General features: G+C 38.2%; 16 protein-coding genes. 1 reads left to right on the plus strand and 15 read right to left on the minus strand.

The features are described from left to right. Window positions 1–15 precede the first annotated feature (15 nt). Window positions 16–741: a glycerophosphodiester phosphodiesterase gene (locus CZ490_RS09840; RefSeq protein WP_077618733.1), complete on the minus strand. Its 726-nt coding sequence runs from the start codon at window positions 739–741 to the stop codon at window positions 16–18. Window positions 742–804: 63 nt separating this feature from the next. Between CZ490_RS09840 and CZ490_RS09845 the strand changes: the two genes are divergently transcribed. Further along, entirely contained in the window at window positions 805–951 is a 147-nt protein-coding gene (locus tag CZ490_RS09845; protein WP_077618734.1) for a YycC family protein, read from the plus strand. A gap of 82 nt (window positions 952–1033) precedes the next feature. On the opposite strand, the gene spo0A is transcribed toward CZ490_RS09845, so the two are convergent. From spo0A to accB, 14 genes are all read right to left on the minus strand, one after another. Next, window positions 1034–1828 (minus strand): sporulation transcription factor Spo0A, encoded by a 795-nt coding sequence (gene spo0A, locus CZ490_RS09850; RefSeq protein ID WP_077618735.1) that lies wholly within the window; start codon window positions 1826–1828, stop codon window positions 1034–1036. A 913-nt stretch (window positions 1829–2741) separates the two neighbouring features. Then, the gene (gene spoIVB, locus CZ490_RS09855; protein ID WP_077618736.1) at window positions 2742–4031 is read right to left on the minus strand and encodes a SpoIVB peptidase; all 1290 of its coding nucleotides are present in this window, start codon (window positions 4029–4031) and stop codon (window positions 2742–2744) included. A 187-nt stretch (window positions 4032–4218) separates the two neighbouring features. After that, window positions 4219–5928, minus strand: coding sequence for a DNA repair protein RecN (gene recN, locus CZ490_RS09860; protein WP_077618737.1), 1710 nt, complete (start codon window positions 5926–5928; stop codon window positions 4219–4221). 47 nt (window positions 5929–5975) lie between these two features. Next, window positions 5976–6425 carry a transcriptional regulator AhrC/ArgR gene (gene ahrC / locus CZ490_RS09865; protein ID WP_077618738.1) on the minus strand — a complete coding sequence of 150 codons (450 nt, stop codon included), beginning with the start codon at window positions 6423–6425 and terminating at the stop codon, window positions 5976–5978. A 158-nt stretch (window positions 6426–6583) separates the two neighbouring features. Continuing rightward, window positions 6584–7411, minus strand: coding sequence for a TlyA family RNA methyltransferase (locus tag CZ490_RS09870; protein WP_077618739.1), 828 nt, complete (start codon window positions 7409–7411; stop codon window positions 6584–6586). Window positions 7412–7414: 3 nt separating this feature from the next. Next, on the minus strand, window positions 7415–9307 hold the full coding sequence (gene dxs, locus CZ490_RS09875; protein ID WP_077618740.1) for a 1-deoxy-D-xylulose-5-phosphate synthase: 1893 nt from the start codon (window positions 9305–9307) through the stop codon (window positions 7415–7417). A gap of 56 nt (window positions 9308–9363) precedes the next feature. Then, window positions 9364–10257 (minus strand): polyprenyl synthetase family protein, encoded by an 894-nt coding sequence (locus CZ490_RS09880; protein ID WP_077618741.1) that lies wholly within the window; start codon window positions 10255–10257, stop codon window positions 9364–9366. A gap of 3 nt (window positions 10258–10260) precedes the next feature. Beyond that, complete coding sequence (locus tag CZ490_RS09885; protein ID WP_077618742.1) at window positions 10261–10494, minus strand: exodeoxyribonuclease VII small subunit; 234 nt, start codon at window positions 10492–10494, stop codon at window positions 10261–10263. Then, the gene (gene xseA / locus CZ490_RS09890) at window positions 10495–11841 is read right to left on the minus strand and encodes an exodeoxyribonuclease VII large subunit (RefSeq protein WP_077618743.1); all 1347 of its coding nucleotides are present in this window, start codon (window positions 11839–11841) and stop codon (window positions 10495–10497) included. A 13-nt stretch (window positions 11842–11854) separates the two neighbouring features. After that, window positions 11855–12721: a bifunctional methylenetetrahydrofolate dehydrogenase/methenyltetrahydrofolate cyclohydrolase FolD gene (gene folD, locus CZ490_RS09895; protein WP_077618744.1), complete on the minus strand. Its 867-nt coding sequence runs from the start codon at window positions 12719–12721 to the stop codon at window positions 11855–11857. 68 nt (window positions 12722–12789) lie between these two features. Then, a complete protein-coding gene (nusB, locus tag CZ490_RS09900; RefSeq protein WP_077618745.1) occupies window positions 12790–13182 on the minus strand; it encodes a transcription antitermination factor NusB in 393 nt (130 codons plus the stop codon). A gap of 152 nt (window positions 13183–13334) precedes the next feature. Next, window positions 13335–13745 (minus strand): Asp23/Gls24 family envelope stress response protein, encoded by a 411-nt coding sequence (locus CZ490_RS09905; protein ID WP_077618746.1) that lies wholly within the window; start codon window positions 13743–13745, stop codon window positions 13335–13337. A 27-nt stretch (window positions 13746–13772) separates the two neighbouring features. Further along, complete coding sequence (gene accC / locus CZ490_RS09910) at window positions 13773–15122, minus strand: acetyl-CoA carboxylase biotin carboxylase subunit (RefSeq protein WP_077618747.1); 1350 nt, start codon at window positions 15120–15122, stop codon at window positions 13773–13775. Window positions 15123–15152: 30 nt separating this feature from the next. Further along, window positions 15153–15656: an acetyl-CoA carboxylase biotin carboxyl carrier protein gene (gene accB, locus CZ490_RS09915; RefSeq protein ID WP_077618748.1), complete on the minus strand. Its 504-nt coding sequence runs from the start codon at window positions 15654–15656 to the stop codon at window positions 15153–15155. Between the last annotated feature and the right edge of the window lie 160 nt (window positions 15657–15816).

Consider the following 15816-nt stretch of genomic DNA (forward strand, 5'->3'; position numbering starts at 1 on the left):
GGATTTTTTTCATGGTTATTTAATTAGCGCTAAGGCTTTTTTAGGGTAGTCCGTAATGATTGCAGAACAGCCAAAATCGATAAATTGTTTCATTTTTTTCTCATCGTTTATTGTAAACGGCCGAACCGCAATATGATTACGCTTGGATTCTTCGACTATTTCCTTATTGATTGTTTGATGATATGGATGGATTCCGTTTGTATTAAGGCGTTTTGCATACTCCCAAGGTTCATACAGTCCCTCCATATATAAAATAGCTAAATCGACTGTACTTGAGAGTTGCCTACATTTAACTAGACTATAATGATTAAAACTTGAAATAACAATTCTGTCCTCAAGTCCATAATCATTAATCATCTGTAGGGTCTTCTCTTCTATACCCTTATAGGAAACTAATCCTGTTTTAAACTCAACATTTATTAACAATTGATTTGACTTGGCCCACTCAAACACTTCTTCAAGGGTCGGAATTTCACAAAACCCATATTGATCTTTAAACTTGTAGCTAGCATCCATATTCTTAATTTGTTTTAAGGTATAGTCCTTAACCCATCCTTTTTCTTTTCCGTTCGTGGTTCTTTTGACGGTTTCATCATGGATAACAACAATTTCCCCATCCTTTGTCATTTGAATATCCAACTCAATTCCATCAGCACCTACTCTCGCTGCTTCTTTAAACGAAATCATAGTATTTTCCGGGTGCGTTCCAGCCGCTCCCCTATGCCCAAAAATTTGCGTCATTGAGATTCTCCTTTTTTTGGTATACTTTTATTATAGAGTATTTTATATAAGGGAGAAAAGAACATGAGACCATTACAAATTTCTGCTGAAACTGCATTAAGACTTTCAAAAACCTTGAATGTCCCTATTGAACAAATCATGCACATGCCACAGCATATTCTCGTACAGAAAATGATGGAGTTGGAAAAATCCGATAACAAAGATAAATAACAAAAAACACCGCTTACAGTGAGTAAGTGGTGTTTTTATAGTAAGAAAATATAAGTTCCGTTGTTAATTACTCCTTACCCTCTCAGGAAGCCTTGTGCTCCAAACGGAGTTTATCAGCAACCATTGCGATGAATTCAGAGTTTGTAGGCTTAGCCTTTGACATACTTACTGTATATCCGAAAAGGTTTGAAATTGAATCAATATTACCACGGCTCCAAGCGACTTCGATTGCATGACGAATTGCACGCTCAACACGACTTGCAGTTGTATTGAACTTCTTTGCAATATCAGGATATAACACCTTAGTAATGGATCCTAATAATTCTATGTCATTGTACACCATAGAAATTGCTTCTCTCAAATACAGATATCCTTTGATATGAGCAGGAACACCAATTTCATGGATAATACTTGTGATACTTGCGTCTAGATTCTTCGGGCCATTCTCCGACTGATTACGAACAAGAGAATTTGAAGGGTTTCTTTTAATGATTGGTGCAGATTTCCCGCTAACTTGACGGATTCGGCTTGCAAGGTTTTCCATATCAAATGGTTTAAGAATAAAGTACGCTGCACCTAAATCGACGGCTTTTTTCGTCACATCTTCCTGACCAAAAGCTGTTAACATTATGACATTAGGCTGTTTTTCAAGATTAGAATCCCGCAGTCTTTCTAGAACAGCTAAGCCATCTAAGTGAGGCATAATTATATCTAGAACGAGAACATCTGGCTGTTTTTCTTGAAGCATAGTCAGACAGTCTTGACCGTTATACGCAACACCTTGGACTTCAATGTCTTCTTGGCTAGATAAATATTCATCAAGTAAGTTCACCAGTTCTCGATTATCATCAACAATAAAAACGTTTATTTTCTTCACTCTATTTCCTCCTCAAACTACATCCGCAAAAATTTGTCTATATTTACATTCTAAAGAAAGAATTCGACAATGCAATAAGATTTCCTTTATTTTTTTAAAAAAATAGGAAAAATTTATTGAAAAATAATTTATTCTCCATTATACTTAAGATTTCGACTTAAAACGCCATTAATCTGTGGTGAAATTTCGATTTTGTCGAAAAATCTTTATGTGATTTTATTATATCTTCTCATGCAATTTTTTGCGATATAAATCTGTACAAATTCTCCTCGCCCAGTTTAGTATCTCCTGATTTGATTTGATTGCGGGGGACGATTCGCACCTATACTGGTTCTCTTTCTCCTAGTTTCATCCAGTTGCGGGGACGATTCACCACTTTGCTGGTTCGCTTTCATCCAGTTGCGGGGACGATTCGTACCATTACTGGTTAGCATTCTCCTAATTTTATCCAAGTTCGAGGATGATTAACCACTTTGCTGGTTCGCTTTCTCCTAGTTTCATCCATTTGCGAGGACGATTCACACCCATACTGGTTCGCAATCTCCTAATTTTTTCTAAGTGTGAGGATGATTCACTACTTTACCAGTTCGCTTTCTCCTAATTTTATCCAAGTGTGAGGATGATTCACTACTTTACTGGTTCGCTTTCTCCTAATTTCATCCAGTTGCGGGGACGATTCACACCTATACTGGTTCGCAATCTCCTAATTTTTTCTAAGTGTGAGGATGATTCACTACTTTACTGCTTCGCTTTCTCCTAGTTTCATCCATTTGCGAGGACGATTCACACCTTTACTGGTTCGCCTTCTCCTAATTTCATCCAGTTGCGGGGACGATTCACGACTATACTGGCCCCCCCTCTCCTAATTTTATCCATTCACTTCTACAGTAATAACAAAAGAAAAAGCGAGCATTTAGCCCGCCTTTTTCTGTTCCTTTTTGTAGATATCAATTCCAGCTTCGCTTAACATCCATTCAATATGAACACCATATCCGCTCGTGGGATCATTTACAAAAACATGAGTGACTGCTCCAATCAGTTTACCGTCCTGGATGATTGGGCTACCGCTCATACCTTGAACAATGCCACCGGTTTTATCCAGGAGTCGTTTATCCGTAATTTTAACAACCATTCCTTTTGTTGCAGGAATTTTTTGGGGGACTACACTAACAATCTCAATGTCAAATTCCTCGACTTTATCATCTTCAACAACAGTTAAGATTTTGGCTGGACCTGGTTTAACCTGGTGTGAAAGTGCTATGGGAAGCGGCTTATCCATAATGCCGTTATTCACTTGTTTATTCAACTCGCCGAATATGCCAAAAGGACTATTTCGCTTAATATTCCCAATGATTTCTTTGTCCGCTGAAAAACGTGCAAGCTTTTCACCTGGATCACCGTTGCTTCCTTTTTCAATAGAAGTAACCGTTGATCTAACGATTTGACCATCAGACACAACAATCGGTTCTTTTGTGTCCATATCTGAGATAACATGGCCTAATGCACCATATTTTCTTGTTTCAGGGTGGTAGAAGGTCATTGTCCCTATACCAGCAGCTGAATCACGGATATATAGACCAATTCGATAGGCCTGGTCATTCTTATCCTTGAGTGGCATTAATTTTGCCTTTATGTCCTCATTATCCCGAACAATGACAAGGTTTAACGGTTCCCCAGTCTTACCTGACTCTTGGACGAATGGTCCTACATCGCTCATCTTTTCAATTTTTTTACCGTTGATTTCTTTAATGATGTCTCCGACTTCTACACCAGCAATTTCACCTGGTGACTGTTTCCCTTCCTCTGTCTCAATCTGGTGATGACCAACAACCAATACACCTAATGTATTTAGTTTAACACCAATTGATTGTCCTCCAGGAATCACTCTAAAATCGGATAATACATTGACATTTACTTTTTTTACTGGAACACCTGCAAATTCGACCATCATCTCACCTGAACCACTTTTATTCGCAGCAACCGAGATTTGTTGATCATCTATCTCTGATGAAAATGCGAAATTGGAATCAGGCATTGTCGTTGTAACTGGTAATGAGGATTGGATAGTAAAGTCTTGCCCCTCAAATAAGGTGAGTTGTTTTGGAATTTCTATATATTCTTTAAGTGGCTTGTAAAACCCTAAAGCCAAAATTGAAACAAGGAGAAATGTACCGATTATATATCTAATTTTGTCTGTTTTCATTTATTTTTCACTCTCCTCGCTCCTATCCCACGCCGCCATCTAATTAGGTATGGCTACATTCTTTAATTTGGCCTTTAGAGACGACATTTATAACCTCTCAGAGATTAAAAATGCTACCCATTTTGGATAGCATTACAAGTTAAAATTTGTACGTAACGTTGTATAACCTCATTCAGCCGTAAATAAATTAGTGATTTACTGTTTTTCGTACTTGTTTGCTTTCTTCTGCCATTTTCAGTAGTTCTTTTGCATGTTCCTTCGTCAGTTCCGTTATTTCAACACCAGAAATCATTCTGCTAATTTCCTTAATTTTTTCAGCCTCATCCAACTTCGTAACGGATGTTGTCGTTCTTCCTTGCACAGTTTCTTTTGCGATAAATAAATGGCTATCAGCCATTGCTGCCACTTGCGGAAGATGAGAAATACACAGAACCTGTGAACCTACAGATACTCCATAGATTTTTTCTGCGATTGATTGAGCAACTCGGCCACTTACACCAGTGTCGACCTCATCAAATATGATTGAAGTAACACCCTGATGTTTGGAAAAGATACTCTTTATGGCAAGCATAATACGAGATAATTCCCCACCAGATGCAATTTTTGCTAATGGCTTAAGTGGTTCACCTGGATTTGTAGAAATATAAAATTCAATATCATCTTTCCCATTTGGAGTTAATTTAATAGTCGAATCTTGAAAAAAGTTAATATCAAATTTCGCCTTTTCCATATATAGGTCTTTTAATTCTTGTGTAATCCTTTTAATTAGCTCTTTAGCAAGTTTTTTTCGAAGGGCTGAGATATTTTCCGCCTCTAGTTTGACATCCTCTAAAACCGAGTCCAGCTCGTCCCTCAACTTGTCAATATGTTGCTCACGATTTTGAATTGTGTCCAGCTCATCCTCAATTTTAGCTGCATATTCAAGGATTTCCTCAACAGACTGGCCATACTTTCGCTTTAGTTGCGTGATTTCATTCAAGCGGCTTTCAATAAAATCCAATCTTGCAGGGTCATATTCTAATTCATCTAGTTGGGTACGGATTTTATACGAGATTTCCTCTAATAAATAAAAACTATTGGAGATTGTCTCATGAATCTTCTCTAATTCCTTATCAAGATCCATAACATCCTCAGCATGGTTCATAGCAAGCCCGATCCAATCAAGGCCCTTTTGGTCCCCGACCAGGGCATTATAACTATTTTGAAGGGATTTGAAGATTTTTTCGTAATTAGATATTTTTCTTCTCTCTTCTGTGAGTTCAACATCTTCATTTGGCTTTAATTCTGCCTTTCCAATTTCGTTTAGCTGGAATTGGATTAGATCAAGACGATGGACCATTTCTTGCTCATTTTCATTAAAGCTTTTTAAACGCTGTTTTACCTGGAGATACGTTTTATAGATTTGTTGATATTCTTGCAAAGCCTGTTTAATTGAGTTTCCACCATATTGGTCAAGCATATGGATATGCTGTTCTTGATTCATTAAATCCTGATGTTCATGCTGCCCATGAATATCAATTAATGTCCTACCAAATTCACGCAGGATGGAAATGGTAACGAGCTTGCCATTTATTCTACAGACACTTTTCCCTGATTTTGAGATGTCTCTACGTAAAACGATCATTCCGTCACTAATTTCAATACCAAATTCTTCGGCCTTTGCGTAGCATGGATGACTTTCACTGTCGATTAAAAATAGACCTTCGATTTCCGCTCGTTCTTCTCCATACCGTACAAACTCCGCTGATCCTCTACCACCTACTAATAAATGGACAGCATCAATTATAATGGATTTACCTGCGCCTGTTTCTCCTGTTAGCACAGTTAGCCCTTTTTCTAAAGAGACAGAAAGAGCCTCAATAATCGCAAAGTTCTTTATCGTTAGTTCAGCTAACAATTACAACACCCCCAATTCCTCTCTCTTACGTTTTTGAACATACTTGATTACAGCATGTCCAAGAATCGATTAGAGACAGTCTCCGTTTGTTCTGGAGTTTTACAAATAATTAAGATGGTGTCATCTCCACAAATCGTTCCTAAAATCTCTTCCCAATCTAAATGATCAATTAATGCACCTATTGCATTCGCATTACCGGGAAGAGTCTTCATCACAAGCATATGCCCCGCTGAATCAATCTTCACAAACGCATCCATCAAAGAGCGCTTCAATTTTTGAAGTGGATTAAATCGTTGATCAGCAGGTAAACTGTATTTATAACGACCATCAACCATTGGTACTTTCACAAGATGCAATTCTTTTATATCTCGAGATACAGTTGCTTGGGTAATGTTATATCCTTCGCTTTTTAAGATATCAACGATCTCATCTTGTGTTTCGATATCGTTACTTGTAATAATTTCACGAATTTTTATATGTCTTTGTCCCTTATTCATTTTGACATCCTCTCTCTTTAAACGGTATTATTACCACCTATGTTAGCCGATTCTGACAAGATTGTACATTTTTTTCGTAATCATCTAGGTTATCATCACAACTAGAGTGTTTACCATGAAGAAAGAGGACAGCACATTGGCTATCCCCTTACTATTTGCTATTCCTTCTTTAACATATCATGTGCACTTTCGACAACATCTTGAACCGTATTCGGTAATTTACTTTCACCTAACTCAGTAGGTCCATTCCAGCGTAAATGTAGTAAAAATTCGATATTGCCTTCCCCACCAGTGATTGGAGAGTACGATAAATTGACGCAATCATACCCTTCCTTTAAGGAAAACTCAATAATCTTATTAAGCACATTTTCATGTGTTTTTGGGTCTCGTACGATTCCCTTTTTACCAACTTGTTCTTTTCCCGCCTCGAATTGTGGTTTTACAAGTGCCACAACATCACTTTGCGGAACGAGAAGAGTCTTCAGTACCGGTAAAATGAGTCGTAATGAGATAAACGAAACATCTATCGTTGCAAACTCTGGCATTCCTTCTTGAAGGTCTGCCGGAGTTACATATCGAAAGTTAGTTCGTTCCATCACTACTACACGTTCATCCTGCCTTAGCTTCCACGCAAGCTGATTATATCCAACGTCAAGGGCATAAGACCGTTTAACTCCATTTTGGAGAGCACAATCCGTAAACCCACCAGTTGAGGAGCCAACGTCGATCATGATTCGATCCTCAATATTTAAATCAAATTCTTTTATGGCCTTCTCAAGTTTTAATCCACCTCTACTGACATACGGGATCACATTTCCCTTTACAGTGAGCGGTATATCAATTTCAACTTTCTCACCAGGCTTATCGAGTCTTTCCTCATTTGAATAGACGAGTCCAGCCATGATAGAACGCTTCGCCTTTTCTCTTGTTTCGATTAAGCCACGTTCAACTAATAAAACATCAAGTCGTTCTTTCTTTGTTCCCATTGTCTACACTCGTTTCTGCTTCTTAGGTACGAGCTTGAGAATCCGTTCAACAGCATTCTCAGTTGTCATTCCTATTTCATTCAAGAGTTCATTAACACTTCCATGCTCAATAAATTGATCTGGAATACCCATACGGTCAATTTTAGCATCATGATAGCCATGATCATGTGCGAATTCAAGAACTGCGCTTCCAAATCCACCCATTAATACGGATTCTTCTATAGTTAAAACTGGAAGATTTGAACCTAGAATTTGATGCATCATATCATTATCAAGTGGTTTAATAAAACGAGCATTTACCACTCTTACCGAGATATCTTCTTTTTCAAGAGCCTCTGCAGCTTCCATCGCCATTTGGATAGTAGTACCAAACGTAAGAATAACAGCATCTGAACCTGGCTTTAAAATTTCCCATGACCCAATTGGAATCGTCTTTAATTCTTCGTCCATTTCAACTCCAAGACCATTTCCTCTTGCATACCTCAAGGCAATTGGACCATCATCATATTGAATAGCCGTATTCACCATGTGTTGACCTTCATTTTCGTCCTTTGGCATCATAAGTACCATATTCGGAATATGTCTTAAAAAGGAAATATCGAATACACCTTGATGTGTTTCTCCATCTGCCCCAACTAGACCTGAGCGATCAATTCCTATAAACACATTTAGATTTTGACGGCAAATATCATGGACAACCTGGTCATAAGCTCTTTGCAGGAAGGTTGAATATATAGCAAGAAACGGTTTTAGATTTTGAGTTGCTAGTCCTGCAGCCATTGTCGCGGCATGCTGCTCAGCAATCCCAACATCATACATACGTTCAGGAAATTCCTTGGCAAACTTCTCAAGCTTCGACCCCACAGGCATTGCTGGTGTAATCGCAACAATTCGATTATCTTTCTTTGCAAGCTTCCGAACTGTTTCACTTATTACAGCACTCCAGGCTGGTGGCGCATTCACAGGTTTTACAAAATCACCTGTTTCAATTTTGTAAGGGCCTGTACCATGCCATGTACCAATTTTGTCTGTTTCAGCTGGCGTATAGCCTTTTCCTTTTTTCGTTATGACATGAACTAATACAGGACCCTTTGTTTTCTTTGCATATTCAAATGTTTCAAATAAATCCTCATAGTTATGTCCATCAATTGGTCCTAAATAGGTAAAACCTAGTTCCTCAAAAAAGACTCCTGAGACAAGTAAATACTTCAAGCTATCTTTTACCCGTTCTGCTGTTGATGCCAGTTTGCCGCCTACAGCCGGTATCTTCTTAAGTAAAAGTTCTAACTCATCTTTTACCCAATTGTACTTTCCTGCAGTACGTAGTCTTGCTAAAACATTATGAAGAGCCCCTACATTTGGAGCAATTGACATTTCATTATCATTTAGAATGACAATCATATCTTTCTTTTCATGTCCGATATGATTTAAAGCTTCTAATGCCATCCCACCTGTTAAGGCACCATCACCAATGATAGGAACGACAAATTCCTTTGTTCCTTTAATATCACGCGCAACAGCCATACCCATAGCAGCGGAAAGGCTTGTTGAGCTATGTCCAGTTTCCCAAACGTCATGCTCACTTTCAACACGTTTCGGAAACCCACATAGCCCTTTATATTGACGCAGTGTATCAAATTCACAAGCCCGTCCAGTCAAAATTTTATGAACATAGGATTGGTGACCAACATCCCAAATGAATTTATCATTCGGGCTATTAAACTCCCTATGTAGAGCGATTGTTAGTTCAACTACCCCAAGATTGGGACCAATATGGCCACCAGTCTTAGATAGCTTTTCAATTAAAAATTGACGGATATCCTGACTTAGTTTTTCTAATTCATCTATTGACATATTTTTAAGGAACTTAGGGTCTTTAATGCTAAGAAGATCCAAAGGATTCACTCACTTTCATTTACTATTCAGCACTTAAAATACTTTTACAGAGTATTTTAATGATCTCTAGATGCGATTAAATTACACATATAGTCCAGTATATCATGTTTCATATCAACACTATATAAAAACCGCTTTGCCTCGTCTATATGAAAAGTTAATTTTTCCTTTGCACCCTCAAGTGATAATAAAGCAGGATATGTATTTTTATCGTTTCCTGTATCACTGCCGACCGGTTTCCCGATTACAGCCTCAGAGCCTTCTATGTCTAGTATGTCGTCCCGAATTTGAAAGGCTAAACCTAAATGGTGTGCAAATTGTGTAAGCTTATTTAACTGTTCATTTGTAGCATCTGCAAGAATGGCTCCTGCAATTACACTATATGCTAATAACTTTCCAGTTTTGTGGCGATGTATATACTCTAGCTCCTCTAGATTTAATACAGAACCTTCGCCTTCCATATCAGCAACCTGTCCACCAACCATGCCTTCAGGTCCAGCAGCCTTCGCTAATTCAGTAACCAGCATTAGTTTTTTTTCAGCCGATATTTCATTCTTCAAGGACTCCGTAATAACCTGAAAGCTATAGGTCAGAAGTCCATCACCCGCTAGAATCGCAATTGCTTCCCCAAACACTTTATGATTCGTCGGTTTTCCTCTACGAAGATCATCATCATCCATACTTGGGAGATCATCATGAACGAGTGAATAGGTGTGAATCATTTCAATCGCACAAGCTGTTGGCAAACCAATGCTCTCATCTTTCCCAAAAGAGCGTAGAGTACCAAGTAGTAATAATGGTCGAATTCGTTTCCCACCAGCTTCAAGCGAATAGTGCATCGAATCCTTAATACTTTTTGGAGCCGTTAGGGCTGAGATATAGTTCGTTAGCTGTTCTTCAACAATATTCTTTTGTTTATTTAAAAACTCTTTTACATCGGTTGGGCCCACTGTTTATTCTTCCTCCTGAATCGTAAACGGTGCAAGCTCACCGTCTTCCCTTAAAATTTGTTCCATTTGTTTCTCTACATGCTGCAGCTTGTCATGACATAGCTTTGAAAGCTTCATTCCTTCTTGAAAATAAGTGATTGCTTTTTCTAAGGGAACATCCCCTTCTTCAAGGCGTCCGACAATTTGTTCAAGCTGCTCCATTGCTTCTTCAAAGGATAATACCTTTTCTTCACTCATTTATTGTCTCTCCTCTATTCCAATTACTTCACAATCAAGTTGACCATCCGTAAGTTCCACTTTAATTCGCTTCCCCTGTTCGACCTGAGCCACACTCTTTACTAAATGTTTGTCCTCGTCGTATACAAGACTATAGCCTCGATCCATTATTTTCAATGGACTAAGCGCTTCTAATTTTGACAAAGTTGATGAAAAAACAAATTGCTTTTGTTTTAAAAGTTGCGAGAATTCCTTTACGAGCATTTTAGTATGCATGTCGTTTTTTTGTTTGGCTTGAATGAGCTTTTCATTTGGATGGTTATGCAATAGTCCTAGCTTGAGCTTTTGAAACTTCTCTTGTTTACGTGCAAGTGTCAATGCACCTTCACGTTCTAAACGGTCGACCATACGATCAAGTTGTTGTTGCTTTTGATCATATAAATTTCGAGGGAATCGAAAAGCATAGGATTTTTTTAATGTATCCAAGCGTTTTGAATCACTTACGAGTTTCTCTTTCATAGCACGTAATAAACGGGTATGCCTTACTAATAACCGCTCCGAAAGCTCAGCCATATGTGGAACAGCTAATTCAGCTGCTCCAGTTGGTGTCGGTGCACGAAGATCCGCTACAAAATCTGCAATGGTTATATCTGTTTCATGTCCCACTGCTGAAATAATAGGTACTTTCGATTCGAAAATAGCCCTTGCAACGATTTCCTCATTGAATGCCCAGAGCTCCTCAATAGAGCCTCCTCCACGACCAACAATTAACACATCAATATTCCCAAATTCATTTGCTTTTTTAATGGCATCTACTACTGAAGGTCCCGCATTAACGCCTTGGACTAACGCGGGGAAGACTATTACCTTCGCGATTGGGTATCTACGTCTTATCGTCGTAATAATATCACGGATTGCCGCACCTGTTGGTGATGTGACTATGCCAATATAATTCGGTATTTTAGGGATTGGCTTTTTGTAACGTTCTGAGAATAGTCCTTCTGTCTCAAGACGCTTTTTCATTTCTTCGTAAGCTAAATATAAGTTTCCAATCCCATCTGGCTGCATTTCTTTTACATAGAGTTGATAGTTCCCGTTCGATTCAAAGACTGTAACTTCACCGCGAAGAAGAACCTTCATCCCATTTTCAGGTGTGAACTTCAAATCGCGATTATAGCCTGCAAACATAACGGACTGAATTCTCGCTTGTTCATCCTTAATTGTAAAATACATATGTCCACGACTATGTGCTTTAAAGTTCGATATTTCCCCCTTCAACCAAATATCCTGAAGATGGGGGTCTGCATCGAATTTACGTTTAATATATTTGGTTAAGGCCGTTACAGTTAAATAACGATTCTGTTCCATTCTACCTATATCCCTACTTTCTGGTAAGAAGGGCGAATTTTTTTGCGGATTGAACCGTATTGTGAAGTAGCATTGTAATAGTCATAGGACCAACTCCACCAGGTACTGGTGTAAGATAACTTGCCTTTTCTTTAGCTTCCTCAAAATTGACGTCACCGACAAGCTTTCTAGTTTCTTCAAGGCGATTTACACCCACATCGATTACGACTGCACCTTCTTTAATATAATCTCCAGGTATGAAATTTGCCCTTCCAACCGCTGCCACTAGAATATCTGCTTGGAGGGTCATTTCTTTTAAATTTGCTGTTCTAGAATGACAATACGTAACTGTTGCGTTTTCATTGAGGAAGAGTTGTCCAACTGGTTTCCCCACGATATTACTTCTGCCGACAACTACTACATGCTTACCCTCTATTGAAATCTGCTTAGATTTTACCATTTCGATAATGCCAAATGGTGTGCACGGTAAGAAAGCATCTTGTCCAGTCATCATTCGACCGATATTGATCGGATGAAAACCATCCACATCTTTTTCAGGTGAGATTCTCTCAATTACAGCTGTTTCGTTAATGGATTTAGGTAAGGGTAACTGTACAAGAATCCCATGAATAGTAGGATCCTGGTTCAAGCGATCAATCTCACTTAATAGAAATTCTTCGGTAATTGTGTCAGGGTATTCTAACATTAAAGAATGAATTCCTGTTTCTTGACAAGCTTTTTCCTTTCCTTTCACGTACGATCTTGAAGCTGGATCATTCCCGACTAATAACACAGCAAGACCAGGAATAATGCCTTCTTGTGATAATTTCTGTACTTCTTCCGCTATTTCCTTACGTTTTGTTTGCGCTAATTCTTTTCCACTAATTATCTCTGCTGCCATTCCTCTCAACTCTCCCCAGTATATATTTTTTGCTACTTCATTCTTAAAACATAAAGGTGCAGGTTAAGTTACTTTACAATTGTATCTTTTACTTTTGAAAGAATTGCATTAATGAAGCGACTTGAGCTATCGTCTCCGAATTCCTTCGCAAGTTCGATTGCTTCATCAATACTAACGTTAACAGGAATCCCCTCTACATACTTCATTTCATAAACAGCTATTCTTAAGATCGAACGGTCGACATTTGCTAGTCTTTCAAGATTCCATTTTTCAAGGTTTGCTCGTAATAAGGTATCAATTTCCTCCGAGTGTTGGACAACTCCATGCACAAGCTGCTCTAAGAAAGGATCCGAAGCTTCTTCTTCAAGTACACTTTCAATCGCTTCCTTTGGATCACACTCGCTTACATCAACTTGAAATAACGATTGTAAAGCCTTCTGTCTTGCTGTACGTCTTTTCATACTAATTCTTTCTCCTTTATGTATAGTTCCATTATCTGTTGATTTCCTACCATGTATAATATCATAAAATAATTTTAAAATAAAAACTAACAGAACTTAGTAAGGAAAAGAAAAAAGTCTGATAGCGTTTGCCATCAGACAATTTGTTTTTTTTACATTTCCTCTTCTACTGAAACTTCCGGTTTTTGTGACTCAAGTAATACTCCAACTACGTGGATGTTTACTTCATTTGCATCCAAAGCTGTCATATTCAATAAAGCTTGGCGTACATTATCTTGAATTTGACGTGCAACATTTGGAATGGAGACACCAAAGTTCATCACACAGTACACATCAACAATGATTCCTGAGTCTGTGAGTTCAACTTTAACACCTTTTCCGTGGTTTTTCTTTCCTAATCTTTCCACTACTCCAGAAGCAAAGTTACCTCTCATTGAAGCTACCCCTTCAACCTCTGAAGATGCAATCCCAGCAATAACTTCGATTACCTCTGGTGCAATTTCAACCTTGCCAAGACCGTTGTTACCTTGATTCATTTCTAAAATATTCGTTTCCGCTGCCATTAGCAAGCACCTCCTACATTTAGTGTACTACTTCATTACCTCATATAATTCAAGAAATTTTGTATTGAAGTCTCCACCAACAAATTTTTCGTGATTCATAAGCTTTAGATGGAATGGGATTGTAGTGTGTACACCTTCAATAACAAATTCACTAAGAGCTCGCTTCATTCTTGCAATTGCTTCTTCTCTAGTTGCCCCATATGTAATGAGCTTCGCAATCATCGAATCATAATATGGAGGTATTGAATAGCCAGGATAAGCGGCCGAATCTACCCTTACTCCTAATCCACCTGGAGGTAAGTACATTTCAATTCTACCCGGAGATGGCATAAAGTTCTTTTCTGGATTTTCGGCATTGATTCGGCATTCAATAGACCACCCATTAAATGTTACTTCACTTTGTGTCAATGAAAGCTTTTCGCCAGATGCTACACGAATTTGCTCTTTTATTAAATCTACTCCTGTTACCATCTCAGTAACTGGATGCTCAACCTGAATTCTTGTATTCATTTCCATGAAGTAGAAATCATCATTTACATGATCATAGATGAACTCAATTGTTCCAGCTCCAGAGTAGTCAACAGCTTTCGCTGCTTTCACTGCAGCCTCACCCATTTTTTGTCGAGTTGCCTCATTTAAAGCAGGAGATGGAGTTTCTTCTACTAGTTTTTGCAAACGACGTTGAATGGAGCAATCTCTCTCTCCTAAATGTATCACATTTCCATGGTTATCTGCTAATACTTGTATCTCAACATGACGGAAATCTTGAATATATTTTTCAATATAGACACCTGGGTTTCCAAAAGCAGTTGCTGCTTCCTGCTGCGTAATGTTAATTCCCTTAACCAGGTCCTCTTCATTTTTCGCAACACGAATACCTTTTCCACCTCCACCAGCGGTTGCTTTAATGATAACTGGATACCCCATATCATTTGCAAGCGCGATAGCTTCAGCTGTATCCTTTATGATTCCTTGTGAACCAGGAACAATAGGTACACCGGCTTCTCTCATCGTTTCACGGGCAACGTCCTTTGTCCCCATTTTATTAATTGCTTCAGGGCTAGGGCCAATAAATGTTAGATTGACCTCACGACAAAGCTCTGCAAAATCTGCATTTTCTGCTAAAAAGCCATATCCAGGGTGAATTCCTTCACTTTCTGTCAGCTTTGCAACACTAATAATATTTGTAAAGTTTAAATAGCTATCTTTTGAAGATTTTGGTCCTATACAATAGGCCTCATCTGCCAATTGAACGTGAAGTGATTCACGGTCTGCCTCAGAGAAGACTGCTACTGTTTCAATTCCAAGCTCTTTGCAAGCACGAATGATTCGAACTGCAATTTCTCCTCGGTTTGCTATTAGTATTTTTTTTAACATGATGGTCGCTCCTTACTTTTTAAACAAACATTATGCTTTTACTAGGAATAATGGTTGACCATATTCCACAAGCTGACCGTTCTCAACTAAGATTTCAACAATTTCACCGTTTACTTCTGCTTCAATTTCATTAAATAGTTTCATGGCTTCTACGATACAGACAACTGTATCTTCTGCTACTTTATCACCTTTTTTAACATAAACATCAGCATCAGGTGATGGAGATGTGTAGAAAGTACCTACCATAGGAGAAACAATTTTATGTAAATTATCCTCTACAACTGGTGCTGCTGCAATAGGTTCTGCTTGAACTTGTTGTGGCTGAGCCGGTTGAACAGCTGGCTGAACAACTTCTGTAACAGCCGGAGCCACTGGTTGTGCTTGCACATTGCTTTCAACAACTGTTTGAGCTGCTGTTTCTTTCACTTTTTTCTTCATTTTAATTTTTGATCCTTCACTCTCAAATGAGAATTCATCGATATTTGACTGATCAACTAACTTAATTAGCTCACGTAGCTCTTGAATTTTAAACATTTGTTACACTCCTTATGAATAACCAAGATATATTACAAAAGATGAGAACAGCATTTTATTGCTAGTATTAGTACCACATACTAACATGATACGATACTTAAATCTATCTTTTCAATATTTTACGGAGATTTTTTATAAAAACATTAAATCCATATATTTC

It is taken from the genome of Litchfieldia sinesaloumensis, assembly GCF_900156865.1.
GTDB classification, from domain to species: Bacteria; Bacillota; Bacilli; order Bacillales; family Bacillaceae_L; genus Ferdinandcohnia; species Ferdinandcohnia sinesaloumensis.